The sequence below is a fragment of the Erythrobacter sp. Alg231-14 genome (genome assembly GCF_900149685.1).
Taxonomy (GTDB): Bacteria; Pseudomonadota; Alphaproteobacteria; order Sphingomonadales; family Sphingomonadaceae; genus Erythrobacter.
Map to the genome: position 1 here is coordinate 1659371 of NZ_LT702999.1, position 17708 is coordinate 1677078.

Consider the following 17708-nt stretch of genomic DNA (forward strand, 5'->3'; position numbering starts at 1 on the left):
AAAGGGCGGGCGCAATGTCCGCCCTTATCATTGCCGCCTCATACATTTTTGGGTTTGGCTTGTTCATCGGTTTTCTGGATCGATCAGGGTACAGCGGCCCATCAGGCGATCTGGCATTCGTAGTCGACAATCAACTTTGGCTCTCTGTCGCAATGATTGTCCTATACGTCATCGCTGGCTGCGCATTGGTGGTCCTTGGCTTGGCATTCCATGAGCGGTTGAAAGGCACCAATTCCAATCTTGCTGGCGTGGGCACCGCGTTTGCAATGATTTGGGCAGGGTTGGTGATCGCCAGCGGTTTCGTCGGCCTGATCGGCATCAAAACTGTTGTCGCGATTTCAACCACCGATCTGACAGCCGCCTCCACTGCCTGGATTGCCATCTCGGTTGTGCAGGATGCGCTTGGCGGTGGGATTGAATTGGTCGGCGGCGTGTGGATGTTGATCATCAGTTGGGTCGCGCTCACATCAACCACATCGAACAAAGCTGTGCATTGCCTCGGTCTTTTGATTGGGTCATTGGGCGTGGTGACGATCGTGCCGGGATTGGGTGAAGCGGCGGCGTTGTTTGGCCTCTTCCAAATAATCTGGTTCGTTTGGATCGCATTCGACATGTTCAAACTGCGTCAAAGTGACATAAAAACTTGACTCATGGGGCGCGCAGTTTATTTGCGCGCCTCGACTGCTTTTCGAAGCGGTCATCCGTCCAAGACAGCCGGTGGAGACAATTGGGTCTCCTTAATTTCCAGCCTAGACGGGGATAAGAGATTTTCGCGGGCTTCTTTAAGGTGTCCGCATTTGAGCTTTATCGCTCTACCTCCTTCCCCATCATTGGACTTTTTGGTGTCGATGAACGGCATCAAAAAACATGAGCCGGTCGCATGGGCGCAAGCCTGCGCGGCCATTAGTGAAGGAGTATGGCATGGATCGTTCGCAAAAAGCCGACGCGGTTGCTCAGCTCAATGCAGTTTTCAACGAAGTTGGTGTGGTGGTTGTCACCCGCAACCTCGGCCTGACGGTGGATCAATCCACCGATCTGCGCGGAAAAATGCGTGACGCTGGTGCATCCTACAAGGTTGCGAAGAACCGTCTCGCCAAGCTCGCCCTGAAAGACACCGATTACGTTGGCATCGAAGAGCTTCTCTCCGGTCCAACCGCGCTGGCATGGTCACAAGACCCTGTTGCGGCTGCTAAAGCCGCTGTCGAATTCGCAAAGTCGAACGACAAGCTGGAAATCGTCGGTGGTTCTATGGGCACACAGGTGCTCGACGAAGCTGGAGTCAAGGCGCTTGCCTCGATGCCAAGCCTCGACGAACTTCGTGGCAAACTCGTTGGTCTCGTCAACGCCCCAGCAACCAAGGTTGCTCAGGTCGTCAACGCTCCCGCGAACAAGCTGGCCCGTGTGTTCGGCGCATATGCCGCCAAGGACGCTGCTTAAGAGACGTATCTCGCAAGAGACGAAACAAAACCATTGGAGCACTGGGATGAACCCATCTGCTCCACACAATATTTGGAGTGAACATCATGGCTGATATTGCCAAGCTTGTTGAAGAACTTTCGAAGCTGACCGTCCTTGAGGCGGCTGAACTTGCAACTGCTCTTGAAGAAGAGTGGGGCGTAAGCGCCGCAGCTGCTGTTGCAGTTGCTGGTCCTGCTGCTGGTGGCGGCGAAGCTGCTGCTGAAGAGAAAGACGAATTTGACGTCATTCTCACCGGCGACGGCGGCAAGAAAATCCAGGTCATCAAAGAAGTCCGCGCCATCACTGGCCTGGGCCTCACCGAAGCCAAAGGTCTTGTCGAAGGCGCGCCTAAACCTGTTAAGGAAGGCGTCAACAAGGCTGAAGCTGAAGAAATCAAAGGCAAGATCGAAGCAGCTGGCGGCACAGTCGAACTCAAGTAAGAGTTCCCGTTGCCAGACAGCTCAATCGGCTCTCGCCGATTGGTGCTTGCTAAAAAGAAAGGGCGGCGCCTTCACAGGCACCGCCCTTTTCTTATGGTCGCGTCTTCCATCGCATCCTTTCATGCGATGGAAGACGCGGCAATTCGTCTAACGGGGGATTTGATCAATCAAGGCGCGATCCGACCCCACAGATGGCGAACCAATCTGTTCAACCTGAACTTTGCCGGCATCAGGCGCATCATCATAATCAATGCCGAAACCAACTTCATCATAGACAGGGTCGTAAGTGATTGGAATTCCGGCCGCTTGAAGCTCATCCAAGGTGATGAATGCGCTTTTTGCACCTGCTTGAGAAAACCGATCCAACTCCGATGCGCTGTATCGATCGCGCAGCATATCAACCACCGATCCCAGGCGGATAGCGATTGTGCCATCGCGTTGCTGGAATTCGACGCTGCCGGTGATCACACCGTTAACCCGTGCATCAAGCCGGGTTCGCGTCACCAACTCTGTTTCCGCCGCACGGCTCGCACTCAAACCCGATGGCTCCGCCGGAACCGGCACAGCGCCAGCAATCTGCGCTGTCTCAATGCGCACCGCTCCGCCCGTTTCAATCGGAATTGTTCCACCCATATCACCAGACACATCTAAAGTGCCGGCAAATGCAGCCGCGACGGATTCATTGGCAATCGCCACGCTTCGTTCAATCGAAGATCCAGCGCTCAATTCGGAACCGGCACGCCGAACATCGGGAGCCGGTGCGGGAGCAAAATTGCTTACGTCGGTGATTTGAGGAATGTCGATCAGGCTGGCGCGAAGTGGGGCGGCCAATTGCGCGCCGACCGATTGAACTTCAGCGCGCCCTTGCGGCGGAAGCGGTCCCGCAATCGTGAATTGAATCGGCGATGGCATCGCAACCTCCGCAAATGCGAGGTCAAAACGGTCAGGACCATTCTCCAATAGATCCAATGCAATTTTCTGGGTCGGCTCTTCGAACCGAGCCGCATTGCCAAAGGTCAAAGAAGTCGGCGCAATCAATTCTGCGGCCATAGTCGAATTGTAAACCGGAGCGGTTGCTGCAACCGATGGACTCCAGATTGGTTGGCCCAAAATCCTGCTAGGCTCGCTTAACTCAAGCCGCAAATACGGCGAATCCATCGCTCCAGCCGAAAGATCCGGAACGGTCACCGCCACAGCCACCGCAGCCGTGCCAAAAAATAAGCGTGCTTTGTTCACTTTCGATTTTGCCGTCGGGCCTGCAATGGTCGCCGCGATAAATGCTTGTTCCTGAACCGAAAAAGGTCCAGGAAGCAGTCGAGCAGCCCGCTGCAATTCTGCTTCTTGCGCGGTGGTTTCATCGAAAACTGTGCCGTGTGAACGCGTCTGCACTTGCCCCCCAGTACGCCAAAAACTGCGTATTTTCCCTAGGGGGATTTATGAAGATGTTCATCGCGTTTTTAAAGGTAAATCTGCAATCGCAGAGGTTGTACTGGGTCTAGGCTCGAAAAACCGCTTCACTCTTGAGCCCAGCCACCGTATTCGGTCCGGCTCGCACCATCACAAACGGCGCGCGCGGATGGATACGAACGCAATGCGCGATAATGAAAAAATCAACACGTCCGTCACAGGGACAATGGCTTGGGGTCAGGAATTCCGAGCAACCGTCGCGCTTGCCACACCACTTGCTCTGGCGAACCTGCTGCAATCGGGCATTTATGTCGTCGACGTGATATTCATTGCCCGATTGGGCGAAGAGCCGCTTGCCGCATCTGGTCTTGCCACGGGGCTTTTTGGCTTGATCGTCTGGAGCTTGGCTTCGTTGGTGGGGGCGGTGTCGCCCGTAATTGCCGAGGCGATAGGCGCCCGATCACCTTCGTTCAGACCCGTCCGCAGAGCGACGCGCATGGCATTGTGGCTCGCCGTTTTTGCGTCGATGTTGGGCATCGGTATGGCGTTGATGTTGGGGCCGTTGATGCGATTGACTGGGCAAGATCCGGCGATCGTCGATTTGGCCAACCAATACAACTTGATCATTATCTATTCGATCCTTCCCATGTTGTTGGCGGCCGTCCTGCGCAATTATTTGTCTGCCTTGGGAAGGCCTGTTTTCGCCACCGCGATTTCTGCGTTGGGCATTCCGGTCAATTCGCTTGCCAATTACGCGTTTATTTTCGGCAATTTTGGCGCCCCAGAAATGGGCTTACAAGGGGCAGCCGTCGCCACCATCATCACCGCAACCGTTATGTTGTCGGCCTATGTGTTCGTCATTCTAACCGTCCCCGGATTAAAACGGTATCGCCCGTTTTACCGGTTCTGGCGTCCAGATTGGAATCGGTTTTGGCTAATTGTTCGCATTGGCGCACCGATCGCTCTGACGGTTATGGCGGAGGCCGGCGTTTTCAGCGCAGCCGCATTCCTTATGGGCAAAATCGGCGCGGCGCAGCTTGCTGGTCATATCGTTGCCCTGAACATCGCCGCACTCGCTTTTCAAGTGCCGTTCGGCGTTGGTCAGGCCGTGACAATTCGGGTGGGCTATTCTTACGGAGCCCAAGACCCGCTCGGGATCAAATTGGCTGGTTGGGTCGCAATTGCGGTGGGCACTGGGTTCATGGCTTTGACCGCATTGGCGATGGTTTTGATACCGGAATATCTGTTGATGTTGTTTGTTGAGATCGACGATCCCAGCAATGCTGCGCTCGTCGGTTTTGCGCTGCAATTCCTTGTGCTTGCTGCGGCGTTCCAATTGGTGGACGGGGTTCAAGCGGTCGCCGCTGGCGCGTTGCGGGGACTGCAGGATACGCGGGCCCCGATGTGGATCGCCATTTTCAGTTATTGGGTGCCGGGCTTTGGTCTGGCTTTTGGACTTGGCCTATTCACTCCTCTCGAAGGGACCGGCGTCTGGATTGGCCTTGCAACCGGCCTCGCTTTTGCAGCGGTCCTGCTGCTATGGCGGTGGATGTTGCGCGAACGTTTGGACTTGATTTCAAGGTCTGGCTCACAAACCTCCTCTTAAAGCGAAAATTGCGGCAAATTTTTTGCCCGAGATCGCTTGACTCCTGCTCCGCTGACAACCATCTGCCCCTCGCTGGCACTCTTAAGAGGAGAGTGCCAATCCATGTCTTAAACATAGAAGAAAGGTCATCACTATGGCATTTCGTCCGCTGCACGACCGTGTTGTCGTACGCCGCATCGAAGCCGACCAGAAAACCGCTGGTGGCATCATCATTCCAGACTCCGCGCAGGAAAAGCCAAGCGAAGGCGAAATCGTCTCTGTCGGCGAAGGCGCCCGTGACGATAGCGGCGCTCGCGTTGCTCTCGATGTAAGCGCAGGCGACCGCGTTCTGTTCGGCAAATGGTCGGGCACCGAAGTTAAGATCGACGGTGAAGACCTGCTGATCATGAAGGAAAGCGACATCATGGGGATCATCGGCTGAACCAGCTGATCCCTCAACTGATCTCAACGCTTACCAAATCAATTTTGAAATCCAGGAGAATCAATCATGGCTGCTAAGGACGTAAAGTTCGGCCGCGAAGCTCGCGAAGGCATCCTTAAGGGTGTCGATACGCTTGCCAACGCTGTTAAAGTGACGCTCGGCCCTAAAGGTCGCAACGTTGTCATCGACAAAAGCTTTGGCGCACCGCGCATCACCAAGGACGGCGTAACCGTCGCCAAAGAAATCGAACTTTCTGACAAGTTTGAAAACATGGGCGCGCAAATGCTCAAGGAAGTTGCGTCAAAGACCAACGACCTCGCCGGTGACGGCACCACCACTGCAACCGTTCTGGGCCAAGCGATCATTCGCGAAGGCATGACCGCTGTTGCAGCTGGCATGAACCCGATGGATCTTAAGCGCGGCATCGACGCTGCTGTTTCCAAAGTGACCGCCGACCTTGTTGGCCGTTCGAAAGAAGTCGCCGGTTCGTCCGAAGTCGCACAAGTTGGCGTTATCTCCGCCAATGGCGACAAAGAAGTTGGCGAGAAAATCGCTGAAGCCATGGAAAAGGTCGGCAAAGAAGGCGTTATCACCGTCGAAGAAGCCAAAGGCCTCGAATTTGAGCTCGACGTTGTTGAAGGCATGCAGTTCGACCGCGGTTACCTGTCGCCTTACTTCATCACCAACCCGGACAAGATGACGGTTGAACTCGAAAACCCATACATCCTGATCCACGAAGCCAAGCTCTCGAACCTGCAATCTATGTTGCCGGTACTCGAAGCAGCGATGCAAAGCGGCCGTCCGCTTCTCATCATTGCCGAAGACATCGAAGGCGAAGCGCTCGCAACTCTCGTAGTCAACAAGCTACGTGGCGGTCTTAAGGTTGCTGCGGTCAAAGCTCCTGGTTTTGGCGATCGTCGCAAAGCGATGCTGCAAGACATCTCGATCCTCACAAAAGGCGAAATGGTCAGCGAAGATCTCGGCATTAAGCTTGAAAACGTCACTTTGGGCATGCTCGGCGAAGCCAAGCGCGTGACCATCGACAAGGACAACACGACCATCGTTGATGGCACCGGTTCGGCCGAAGACATTCAAGCACGCGTCGGTGAGATCAAGGCTCAAATGGAAGCCACGACCAGCGACTATGACCGTGAAAAACTGCAAGAGCGTCTGGCGAAACTCGCCGGTGGTGTTGCCGTGATCAAGGTTGGCGGCGCTTCGGAAGTTGAAGTGAAAGAACGCAAAGACCGCGTTGATGATGCACTTCACGCGACCCGCGCTGCTGTCGAAGAAGGCATCGTCCCTGGCGGTGGTACGGCGCTTTTGTATGCGTCGAAAGTGCTCGACGGCTTGAAAGGCGACAACGATGACCAAACTCGCGGCATGGACATTGTCCGTCGCGCAATCTTGGCACCAGTCCGTCAGATTGCCGAAAATGCCGGCCATGATGGCGCCGTTGTTTCGGGCAACCTCCTTCGCGAAGGCGACGAAACGCAAGGCTTTAACGCGTCGACTGACGTATACGAAAACCTCGTCGAAGCCGGCGTGATCGATCCTACCAAAGTCGTCCGCACCGCATTGCAAGATGCGGCGTCGGTAGCTGGCCTGTTGATCACAACCGAAGCGGCGATCACCGACGCTCCGGAAAAAGACGGCGCAGGCGCCCCAGCTATGCCTGATATGGGCGGTATGGGCGGCATGGGTGGCATGGGCGGCTTCTAAGCCACTCACACTCACAGCTTTCGAAAGGCCTCGTCGGAGCGATCCGGCGGGGCCTTTTTTCCGCGTCTTCCCTCCGCGGGTTTGACGCGGCATACTGCCGGTCATGGTCAAAATCGTTTCCACCATCGCCGGTTTGCTCATCGCTGTCGCTTTTCCCGCTGCGGCTCAGGAAACTCAGGATCCGCTATCTGATTGCAGGTTAGAAACCGCACGCTCTGTAAGCGTGGCGCAATTGCATACTGATGAAAGCTTGCGCCACCAATGCGTTAGCGTTGATGGCGTGCTCGATGGCAATCGTCTTTTTGACGACCGCGCGGCCATGGCTTTGCCAATCGGTCCCATTGACGAGGATGATTTCGCAGAAGGAGCCGAGGGCGAAGCCGCAAGGGCCAACATCCAGCTCCCCAACCGCATCCTCCTTCAACGCAGTGCGATGCCGCAGGGAGAGGGACCAACCCCAGTCCAGATCATCGGCATCGCGAACAATTGCGCGGCGATACAAGATGAAGCCGCTGCCCGAAATGAAGCGAGAGAGAGATACTGGTCAAATCGTCATCACATTCATTGGCGGCACCTGTCATTACCACTCCGAAGCCTATCTTGACCCAGTGTCGATCACGTTCCTGAGCTTTGAACGACTAACCCGCTTCACCGCGGCAGAGATTGAGCCGGACCAAAGTGACCTGATCCAATTCTCAGACGAAGAACTGCCCGAAGGGGTGAATCTAGAATTCGCTGAATTGATGGTCAGGGCCATTGCCGATGGGGATCAGGCCGCTTTTTTGATCGCGGCAAACGAAGCCAGTCGTCCAGATAAATTTGTGGTTTCAGACGATCTACAAATTCAAGCACGCGTCATTCAGGAAATCGGCGAAGGCGACGCAAGGTTAGAAGTCGGAGAGCAGAGTTCCTCACTCCGCGGGTTCTATCGCGAAATGTGGCTAAGAGCTGTCGACGCAAAGTTTAGTGCACGGAAAGTGCGCGGTGTTGATGCGCCGGAACGTAGGCTTTATTTTCTGCGATCAACCATCGAATACGAAGCGCTATATCCAGGTGAAAACCATCCCCGCGAAGTGATCGTGTGTTGGTGCAAAAGCGAGGATTGCTCTGATAAATGGCCTGTTCTCGCTAGAGATGCCGATGCGCTAAATTCTCGCCCCTATTTCTGTCTGAGCGTTGATCAATACAAAGTCAGCGGCAAGGAAACATTGTCGACCTCTGTCGAATTGCCCAGCACGGAATATGGATTTGCCGAACCCGATTGGGATGGCGACGGCAGGCCGGGGTAAAAGGCGCCGGCATCAACGGCCCAAAGAATTCGATGAACGACGCTTCCCATTGTGCGGTCAATGTCGCAGAGACACGCCCAATATTCATTAGATGAGGGACTGAACCCATGAAGATTAGATTTGCCGCCATGCTGCTGGCGTCGGTCGCATTGACCGGTTGCGATGCGATGATGGGCCCGCAAGTGGCCACGATCGAATGCGCGACAACACAAACCGAATGCCTGAACGCATGGTTTGAGACAAAGTTTGAGCAAGAGCTGGAATTCAGCCCACTGCGCCAGACGTCGCTTGGCATGAAAACCAATTACGACAAGATCGACGATTTCAGCGTCGAAGCAGCCCAAGAACAGGTGCTTTGGTGGGCGCAGGCACTCGCCGAGATGGAAGCGAACTTCGACTACGATGAGCTAACCGACGATGCGAAGGTTTCGTACGACATGTTCAAATTCCGCGCGGAATCCGCTGTGGAATCTGCCGACTATCTCGAACAACAATACATTCTGCACCAAATGGGTGCGGCACATGGCGCTTTGCCAAGCTTCCTACTCAGCCAGCACACGGTTGAAACGGAAAGCGATATGCAAGCCTTTATCGCCCGGATCGGCGGCCTTGGCACTGCGATGGACCAATTGCTCGTTCTCGCCCAAAACAACGCAGAAGCCGGTGTGCGCCCTCCGCGCTTTTCCTATGATGCGGTCATCGCAGAATCGGGCAAGATCATCGCCGGTGCGCCATTCGAAGACGGTGAACCTTCCGCTCTTTGGGCCGGTACAGAGGGTCACCTCGCTGCATTGGTAGAAACAGGCACAATCACGCAAGAACGCGCTGATGAACTGCGCGAAGAAGCACGCACGACTCTAACCACCGAAATGGGCCCCGCCTACCAACGTGTGATCGATTGGTTCAAAGAAGACCTCGAAAACACAGACGAAGTCGCGCAAGGTGTTTCGGCGCTGCCCAATGGCGAAGCGTTCTATGAATACCAGCTCAGCCAGATGACGACGACTGATCTAACGGCGGACGAGATCCACGATCTTGGCCTTGCCGAAGTCGCCCGCATCCGCGGCGAGATGGAAGCCATTATGGCAACCACTGGGTTTGAAGGGTCGCTGCAAGACTTCTTCCTCTTCACTCGCGAAGATCCGCAATTCTTCTTCTCGCAAGACGAAGTCGGTGCACAGGATTACATCGACCGTGCCACCATGCATATCGACACGCTGACCGAACGGCTGCCAGAATTCTTTGGCCGACTGCCCAAAGCGGCGCTGGAAGTGCGCCGCGTTGAGGCGTTCCGCGAACAAGACGGCGCTGCTCAGCATTATCGCCCCGGTACACCCGACGGATCACGTCCCGGCATCTATTACGCGCACCTTTCCGATATGAGCGCGATGCCGATCCCACCCTTGGAAGCGATCGCCTATCACGAGGGCAATCCAGGCCACCACATGCAGGTGTCCATTGCACAGGAATTGGAAGGCGTTCCCAAGTTCCGCGCGCAAGGCGGCTTCATTTCTGCTTATGGCGAAGGTTGGGCGCTCTATTCCGAGGCTTTGGCCAAGGAAATGGGCGGATACGAAGACCCGTATTCCGACTTCGGCCGCCTCCAAAGCGAGATGTGGCGCGCGATCCGACTGGTGGTCGACACCGGTATCCATGCGAAGGGATGGACCGAAGATGAGGCGGTTCAATACTGCCTCGAAAACTCCCCCAATCCCGAAACCGTCGCCCGCAGCGAAGTGCAACGTTACTTTGTCCTACCGGGCCAAGCGACATCCTATAAAATCGGCATGATCCGGATTCAGGAATTGCGCGCAAAGGCTGAAGAAGAGTTGGGCGACGACTTCGACATTCGCGGTTTCCACGACACCGTCTTGGGTGGCGGAGCGGTGCCTCTGTCGATCCTTGAGAAGATGGTTGAGAACTGGATCGCATCGGTCAAAGCCGACTGATCCAGCCGCGATCACGCACAAAAAAGGGCGGCGTAGCGATAAGCTACGCCGCCCTTTTTGTTTGGCTCGAGGCCTGCGCTTTAACCGCCAGAGCGGCTGGCTTCGGCTTGATCAACAACGCTTTCGTCCCAAGTCACCTGAGTTTGGGTTTGTGGGTTGAAACGGGTGTTCGCGTAGGATGCTGCCTCAGCCGCGGCGATTTCTTCGGCGGTCAAAAACTCGCTTGGCTCCAACGCAAAGACGTCGATGCCGCGCGTGATCTCTGTCCCGTAGACACGGCCATTGTACCAATAAGAGGACCAAAACCCGCCAACGACCAATTGTTCATCGCTGATAGGTCCGCGATCAAAGAATGCGATTTCCTGTGGGGCGGAACTGTCCGTGAAATCCATCACGCTAATCCCGCCTTGATACCAAGACTGCACAAACAGATCGCGACCTGGAACAGGAATGATGGAACCGTTATGCGCGACGCAGTTCTCATCTTCGCTTTGCGGTCCAGGCATCTTGTAGTGACTGCGGAATTCCAACTTGCCATCGACAATGTCGTAAATCGCGTTGGCACCCCAGGTCATTGGGTCCGATGCCTTACAACGCGGACGACCGCCGCCGCCCCATTCATCCGTGAAGATGACTTTGGTGCCGTCATTGTTGAAGGTTGCGGAATGCCAATAGGCAAAGCCTTTGTCGAACACCGCATCGATGCGAACCGGGTTCATCGGGTCGGAAATGTCCATCAAGATGCCGTTGCCTGAACACGCACCTGCGGCGAGGTTAAGGCTCGGGAAAACAGTGATATCGTGGCATTGATTGGTCTGACGGGTGTCTTGTGTACCCTCGCCGCTATCGCCACCTTCCCATAGGCCTGCAATCTCGCCGGTCTCGCTGTCTGCGAAGACGCGGGGGCTGCTGATGATCCGTGACATCGATGGATCTGCCAACGGAATTTCAATCACATCAATGCTGAACAAAGCGGTGCGAGAATCGGATGGATTGCCAATGCAACGCGCCAGTTCTTCTGTTTCACGGACGCGCGACGTGCCCGAATTGTAGACGATGATCTTTTCGTCATTCGCGCTAACGATCGAATGCGTGTGACTACCGCGGCATGTTTGCACCTGACCGACCTGACGCACACCGGTTAGATCCGAAATGTCAAAAACACGCAGCCCCCGGAACCGCTCTTCGCTGACTTCGCCTTCTACTCCTTGAAGACCGCAATCGACGCGCCCCCGCGTTTGCTCAACGCTCATCACAAGGATATCGCCCACGACCGAAACGTCGCCTTGGCCACCGGGGCACACGACCGAACTCATCAGAGTTGGCGCGCCGTCATCGCCCAGCTTGTAGATGTTGAAGCCGTGATAATTGCCGGCCACCATAATATCGTCAAAAAACGCCATATCGGTGTTGGCAAAATCGAGCAGCGGAGAACGCTCCGCAAATTGCGTCAAGCTTTCCTCTTCCTCTGGTGGGGTCGCTTCCTCTTCGCTGGCAGCTTCGTCCGAAACGTCGGCGGTTTCCTCTTCTGCTTCTGTACCATCAGATTCTTCATCTTCGCGCGGCGGAACAACCGCACGCAAATCGGAAGGGTTTTCAGGATCAAAGAACCCGGCGGGTTTGCGCAGGGATGCCACATGGCGCAGATTCATGATCGCTTCGCCCGCATCACCAAAGCCAGCGGCAAGATTGGCACGCGGATCGGCAGAAAGGCTGGCCAAGATCGCATCCATCCGATCAATCTCGGTTGATTGATCGTTGTCGATATCGCCCACGAAACGGAAAAGGATAGGATCGGCAGCGCTGCCGGGCTGGCGCAGCAATTCTTCCGTCATATCAAGAGCGCCCTCATGATGGGCGATCATCAATGTGAGGAAAAGGCGGTCAAATTCCGTGCCCTGAGCTGCGGCCAATGCGGCCATTTGTTCGGGGCTGGCCATCCCTGACATTGTCGAATGATCCACGGTCGAGTGGTCCATCGTATGACCCGAATGGTCACCCATGTTGTGACCTTCATGCCCGTCCATTCCGGTCATAACGGTCTGTTCGCCGCGCTCAGCCAGCCATGCGTTCATGAATTCAATTTCATCCGCTTGGCTAGACAGGATGCGGCCCGAAATCGTCACCACTTCTTCGTTGTTGGTGCGGTCTTCAACCAACTTCGACATATCGACCGCCTGTTGATGATGGACGATCATGCCTTGCATGAACCGGACGTCGGCATCGGTGTAGCTGACTTTTGCAAGCTGGGTCGCTTCGTCCGCACTCAGGGTGCGGCTGTCTTGGCCTGGGGCGCCCGGCTGAACAATTGGAGCGCTTTGCGCCATAGCGATGCTGGATCCACCCAAAAGCAGTGCAGTGAACACTGCGGTGCGCGATGCTGCGACTTTAAGTGATGTGCGTGATGTCGCCCGCGCGCCAATCGATTGGCCAAAGCTCTTAATGGTCATGTCAGTCCCCGATATGTAAGAATATACTGGCCCTGTCTGACGGACTGAAAATCACAGTCAAGGCCCAGTCAGCCGGGGCCGCGCCATGGCAGAGAGTTTGCTCGACGAAATGCTGACTTTGCCCTTCTAAATGCATGAGCGACCAAAAAAGCGATGCCTTTTTGCGCGTCGGTCGCGCACGCCGCACACTTCACCGCACACGACGAATCGAACGCTTGTCGCGGCGAATCACCCAGACGTAGACTGAGTTGTTAAGTCAGCGCTAACCCTACGTAGAGTATCTGATCCTGATGGCCCCCACGCAACGATCTTCCATCTTCGCCCCAATCACGGCAATCGCGCTGTGTTTTTTGGTTGCCCTTACCGTCCCAGCCGCAGCGCAAACGAACGAGCTTCAAGCAAGTTTCGACAGCGCGTTTGGCACCGAGATGCGGTCGCCCGAAACGTTTGAGGCAATTTACGCCAACAGCTTTGAGCAGCGTATCGCAGAATTGGCCGATGGAGATGACGGGCGCATTGGTGTCGCCGCCATGGACCTGGCGACCGGCGAACAGATCATGGTCTTGGGCGATCAATTGTTCCCCATGGCGTCGACAAGCAAGATTGCGGTTGCCGCGACCTATCTCGAAATGGTCGAACAGGGGCGCTATTCTTTAACGTCGGAATTCCCCCTTTTGATCCGCGTTCGATCGCCGAAATTTTCTTCCCCGGCCGCGCCCGTGCGCGAGGGTGAATATATGCCGGCCATTGATCTGATTGAAATCATGATCACACGGTCCAGCAATCCTGCCACCGACGCATTGCTAGCCGCTGTTGGCGGCCCGCAAGCGGTGAATGCATGGATGCGCCGCCAAGGCATCAACGATTTTTCCATTGATCGCGACATCGCCACATTGGTGCGTGATGACGGCGAATATGACCCAGCCAACTGGATCGACCCCCGCGATGCGGCCACGCCGCGCGCCATGGTTCGATTGCTGCAAGGCCTTTATCGCGGTGACTTCCTTTCCGATCAAAGCCGTCAGATTCTTTTGGGTTCGATGAGCCGTACAACCACCGGACGTCGCCGTATTGTGGCCAACATGCCAAGCGAGGCCCGGGTCAGTCACAAGACCGGATCGCTCAACAACACATCAAGCGATATTGGGATCATCGAATCCCCCGATGGGCGCGCCATTGCAGTTGCCATTTACGTAACCGGTCAGGGATCCCGTCTCGCACGGGAACGCCGCATCGCCGCCATTGCGCGGGGATTGTACGATGGCTTCAACGCGCGTGCGCAGCAAAACCCAAACCGCAATTGGACAAGCTCCCCGCGCACCGGCGGCTAAATTCGTTCGATCAAGGCAAAGAAAAAGGGCGGCGCCTTTCGGCACCGCCCCTTCTATAGCTTACCCGCTTAAACAAGCGGATGGATCAAGCGATTACTCGCCTTCAACCATTGCTTCAGCTTGAGCAGCAGCGTCTTCAGCCAATTCAGCAACGCTTGCGCCGGCATCGCCAGCAGCTTCAACAGTTGCGTCCGCGGCGCCTTCAACGGCGTCAGTTGCGTCGCCAGCAGCTTCGGTAGTCGCGTCAACAGCGTCACCAGCGGCTTCGGTTGTTGCGTCTGCAGCGCCTTCAACAGCTTCGCCAGCTGCGTTTACAGCGGAATCAGCACCTTCAACCATTGCGTCTGTGCCTTCGCTAACCGCGTCGGCGGTTTCGCCGCAAGCAGCGAGACCCAAAGCAGAAGTTGCAACAGCAGCGGCAAGAACGATCTTACGCATAAAAAATTTCCTTATTCAGCAAGTGAACTCAGGCGCGGCCCATTCTCAAGCTCGCGCCAAAGTCGGCTTTGACCCCCGACTTCACGGTCATAAATAATGGCCGAATTGTGGCATTGCAAGTAAAATGAGGTATCTTGCCACATTTAGGCCATATTTGCGCCACGTTTCACCGCAGAATTGTGGCGACGCCTGCAGCAGAACAGATTCCCGCTCGGACCCAATGGTCGGCCACCTTCAGCAGAATCACAATGCCCACATGAAGCACGCTCGCCTGCTTTGCAGTGGCTGCGGGGCGATGCTAGCAGACAAGCATGTCCACAGATCAACAGCACCTCTATCTTGTCGATGGCTCGTCGTATATTTTTCGGGCCTATCATCGACTGCCCCCTCTCACCAATCCCGAAGGGACACCAGTCGGCGCGGTCTATGGGTATACGACGATGCTCTGGAAGCTCGCCGATGATCTCAATGCGGCAGATGGCCCCACCCATCTTGCAGTAATCCTAGACAAAAGCTCACACAGTTTTCGAAACGACATCTATCCCGAATACAAAGCGAACCGGCCCCCTGCGCCCGAAGATTTGCGGCCGCAATTTCCGCTGATACGCGATGCAACCCGTGCATTCAGTTTGCCATGCATTGAGGAAGAAGGGCTCGAGGCGGACGACATCATCGCGTCCTACGCTCGAGAGGCCCAGCGTCAGGGCTGGAATGTGACCATCGTCTCTAGCGACAAAGATTTGATGCAATTGATCGGCGAAATTGACGGGCCGCACGGTCCGGCTCGTATCGACATGCTCGACACGATGAAAAGCGCGCGCATTTATGTCGATGAAGTTCACGAGAAATTCGGTGTTCCGCCAGAATTGGTCGGCGATGTGCTCGCCCTGATGGGCGATACGGCTGATAACATTCCCGGCATTTATGGCGTGGGTCCAAAAACAGCGAGCAAGCTGATCGCGGAACACGGATCGCTAACCGCCGCGCTGGATCAGGCGCCGGAGATGAAGAAATCCAAGCTGAAAGAGCGCCTGCTTGAAGGACGCGACGACGCAGAGATGTCGCGTGTTTTGGTGACGCTTAAAGAAGATTGCGAATTGCCCATTGCCATTGGCGATATGCTCATTGAGAAAATTCCCGAGGAGCCGCTCGCCAGCTTCCTTCAAACTCACGGCTTCACATCACTCTTGCGGCGGTTGGGTGCGGGAACCGGCAGTCCGGAACGACCCAACGATCTCAACCCGGCGAAGGCAGAGAAAGCCGGAGACGATGGCGATGGCACAGACGGCAATCGACAGAATGTGATCGACATGCCGAGCGTCGATCGCAGCGCCTATGAGACTGTGCAGACATTGGACCGCCTGAACCATTGGATCGCGCGATCAGTGGCGGCAAGGGTTGTGGCGGTGGATACCGAAACGTCGTCGTTGGATTCCATGCAAGCGGATTTGGTCGGCATCAGCCTAGCACTGGGACCCAACGATGCGTGCTATATTCCGCTAGCCCATGGCGGAACTGACCTGCTGTCAGAAACACCGGTGCAAATCCCAACAAGCGAAGCGCTGGAAGCGTTGAGACCTTTGTTCGAAGATGACAGCGTTTTGAAGGTTTTCCAGAACGGAAAATACGACCTGAATGTGCTTGCCCGTTACAATTGCACCGTCACCCCAATCGAAGACACGATGGTTATAAGTTTCGACCTGGATGCTGGCCGAGGCGAAGGCATGGGCGGGCATGGGATGGACGATTTGTCCGTTCGCCATCTCGGCCACACACCTTTGTCGTTCAAAGAGGTCTGTGGAACCGGAAAAAAAGCCATTCCATTTGGCGAAGTGCAGCTGGATCGAGCAACCGAGTACGCCGCCGAGGATGCCGACGTCACATGGCGGTTGTATCAGCATTTAAAGCCACGCTTAGCAACCGAAGGCGGTTCCAAAGTGTATGAACGAGTGGATCGCCCCTTGATTCCCGTTGTCGCAGGGATGGAGCGCGAGGGGATCAAAGTCGATCGCGCGCGATTGGCCAAATTGTCGGAAGAATTTGCCACTCAAACCGCCGCTTTGGAAAAAGAAATTCACGTCATCGCTGGTGAAGATTTTGCAGTAGGCAGCCCCAAGCAACTGGGCGAAATCCTGTTCGACAAGATGGGTTTTAAGGGCGGCAAGAAGGGCAAAAGCGGCCAATATTCAACCGATCAATCTGTGCTAGAGAAACTGGCGGGATCTGGCGAAGGCATTGCGAAGAAGGTGCTGGAATGGCGGCATTTGTCGAAGTTGAAATCAACCTACACCGATGCACTTCAGGCTCAGATTAACCCCGATACGGGCCGTGTTCACACCAGTTATAGTCTCTCTGGTGCACAAACCGGGCGATTGTCCTCAACCGATCCCAACTTGCAAAACATCCCAATCCGCACAGCGATTGGACGCACCATTCGAGAGGCGTTTGTGCCAGAGAATGGCAATGTCATTCTGGCCGCGGATTATAGCCAGATTGAATTGCGGCTTGCCGCGCACATGGCCGAAGTCGACAGTTTGAAAGAAGCGTTCGCGAACGGCGAAGACATCCACTCACGCACCGCCACCGAAATGTTTGGTGAAGTCACCCGAGACACACGGGCCCGGGCCAAGACGATTAACTTTGCGATCCTGTATGGCATCTCTCGGTGGGGTTTGGCGGGTCGATTGGAAGTTGAACCCGACGAGGCGCAAGCCATGATCGATACCTATTTCCAACGGTTTCCGGGCATTCAACGGTACATCATGGAAACGCTCGAAACCGTGGGAGAGCGCGGGTATTCAGAAACGTTGTTTGGTCGCAAAACATGGTTCCCCCGGATCAAATCCAAAAACCAAGCAGAGCGTCAGGGTTCGGAACGCGCGGCGATAAATGCCCCGATACAAGGGACAAGCGCGGATATTATCAAACGGGCCATGGTGCGAATGCTGCCTGCCCTATCCGATGCCGGCTTGCACGAAGTGCGCATGCTTTTGCAGGTGCACGATGAATTGGTGTTTGAGCTGCCCGAAGGCGACGTAGCAAAGGCCTCTCCAATCATCGAACGAGTAATGGCAGAGGCGGCCTTGCCGGCGGTGACGCTGGATGTGCCATTGGCGATTGATATCGGCACCGGCATGTCATGGGACGCGGCGCACTAAGCCTAGTGTTTGGTAGGAGCGGCGCGCGTAACGGCGCCG

14 protein-coding genes are annotated in these 17708 nt (G+C 55.5%); 10 read left to right on the forward strand and 4 right to left on the reverse strand.

Features of this window, described 5'->3' with window-relative positions:
* Window positions 1-14 precede the first annotated feature (14 nt).
* The 3 genes from BQ8290_RS07865 to rplL all read left to right on the forward strand — a co-directional run bounded on the left by BQ8290_RS07865 (window position 15) and on the right by rplL (window position 1898).
* Window positions 15-647 (forward strand): hypothetical protein, encoded by a 633-nt coding sequence (locus tag BQ8290_RS07865; protein WP_337661216.1) that lies wholly within the window; start codon window positions 15-17, stop codon window positions 645-647.
* Window positions 648-921: 274 nt separating this feature from the next.
* On the forward strand, window positions 922-1437 hold the full coding sequence (gene rplJ / locus BQ8290_RS07875; protein ID WP_108789087.1) for a 50S ribosomal protein L10: 516 nt from the start codon (window positions 922-924) through the stop codon (window positions 1435-1437).
* An 86-nt stretch (window positions 1438-1523) separates the two neighbouring features.
* Window positions 1524-1898 (forward strand): 50S ribosomal protein L7/L12, encoded by a 375-nt coding sequence (gene rplL, locus BQ8290_RS07880; RefSeq protein ID WP_108789089.1) that lies wholly within the window; start codon window positions 1524-1526, stop codon window positions 1896-1898.
* Between the two features lie 147 nt (window positions 1899-2045).
* Here the strand turns inward: rplL and BQ8290_RS07885 are convergent, their stop codons facing one another.
* Window positions 2046-3287, reverse strand: coding sequence for a hypothetical protein (locus BQ8290_RS07885; RefSeq protein ID WP_108789091.1), 1242 nt, complete (start codon window positions 3285-3287; stop codon window positions 2046-2048).
* Between the two features lie 202 nt (window positions 3288-3489).
* On the opposite strand from BQ8290_RS07885, the gene BQ8290_RS07890 reads away from it, so the two are divergent.
* The 3 genes from BQ8290_RS07890 to groL all read left to right on the forward strand — a co-directional run bounded on the left by BQ8290_RS07890 (window position 3490) and on the right by groL (window position 7054).
* Window positions 3490-4911, forward strand: a complete 1422-nt coding sequence (locus tag BQ8290_RS07890) for an MATE family efflux transporter (protein ID WP_337661217.1) — start codon at window positions 3490-3492, stop codon at window positions 4909-4911.
* Between the two features lie 133 nt (window positions 4912-5044).
* Complete coding sequence (gene groES, locus BQ8290_RS07895) at window positions 5045-5332, forward strand: co-chaperone GroES (protein WP_108789093.1); 288 nt, start codon at window positions 5045-5047, stop codon at window positions 5330-5332.
* 66 nt (window positions 5333-5398) lie between these two features.
* Window positions 5399-7054, forward strand: coding sequence for a chaperonin GroEL (gene groL / locus BQ8290_RS07900; RefSeq protein ID WP_108789095.1), 1656 nt, complete (start codon window positions 5399-5401; stop codon window positions 7052-7054).
* A 199-nt stretch (window positions 7055-7253) separates the two neighbouring features.
* Here the strand turns inward: groL and BQ8290_RS07905 are convergent, their stop codons facing one another.
* Window positions 7254-7478 (reverse strand): hypothetical protein, encoded by a 225-nt coding sequence (locus BQ8290_RS07905; protein ID WP_337661218.1) that lies wholly within the window; start codon window positions 7476-7478, stop codon window positions 7254-7256.
* A 79-nt stretch (window positions 7479-7557) separates the two neighbouring features.
* Here BQ8290_RS07905 and BQ8290_RS07910 point away from each other — a divergent pair, with 79 nt between their 5' ends.
* On the forward strand, window positions 7558-8343 hold the full coding sequence (locus tag BQ8290_RS07910; protein ID WP_108789099.1) for a hypothetical protein: 786 nt from the start codon (window positions 7558-7560) through the stop codon (window positions 8341-8343).
* A 107-nt stretch (window positions 8344-8450) separates the two neighbouring features.
* On the forward strand, window positions 8451-10292 hold the full coding sequence (locus BQ8290_RS07915; protein ID WP_108789101.1) for a DUF885 family protein: 1842 nt from the start codon (window positions 8451-8453) through the stop codon (window positions 10290-10292).
* A gap of 80 nt (window positions 10293-10372) precedes the next feature.
* Here BQ8290_RS07915 and BQ8290_RS07920 read toward each other — a convergent pair whose 3' ends face one another.
* The gene (locus BQ8290_RS07920) at window positions 10373-12742 is read right to left on the reverse strand and encodes a DUF305 domain-containing protein (protein ID WP_108789103.1); all 2370 of its coding nucleotides are present in this window, start codon (window positions 12740-12742) and stop codon (window positions 10373-10375) included.
* 290 nt (window positions 12743-13032) lie between these two features.
* Here BQ8290_RS07920 and BQ8290_RS07925 point away from each other — a divergent pair, with 290 nt between their 5' ends.
* A complete protein-coding gene (locus tag BQ8290_RS07925; protein WP_108789105.1) occupies window positions 13033-14073 on the forward strand; it encodes a serine hydrolase in 1041 nt (346 codons plus the stop codon).
* Between the two features lie 93 nt (window positions 14074-14166).
* Here the strand turns inward: BQ8290_RS07925 and BQ8290_RS07930 are convergent, their stop codons facing one another.
* Complete coding sequence (locus BQ8290_RS07930) at window positions 14167-14511, reverse strand: hypothetical protein (RefSeq protein ID WP_108789107.1); 345 nt, start codon at window positions 14509-14511, stop codon at window positions 14167-14169.
* 311 nt (window positions 14512-14822) lie between these two features.
* Here BQ8290_RS07930 and polA point away from each other — a divergent pair, with 311 nt between their 5' ends.
* The gene (gene polA / locus BQ8290_RS07935; protein WP_108789109.1) at window positions 14823-17669 is read left to right on the forward strand and encodes a DNA polymerase I; all 2847 of its coding nucleotides are present in this window, start codon (window positions 14823-14825) and stop codon (window positions 17667-17669) included.
* The last annotated feature ends 39 nt before the right edge of the window (window positions 17670-17708 follow it).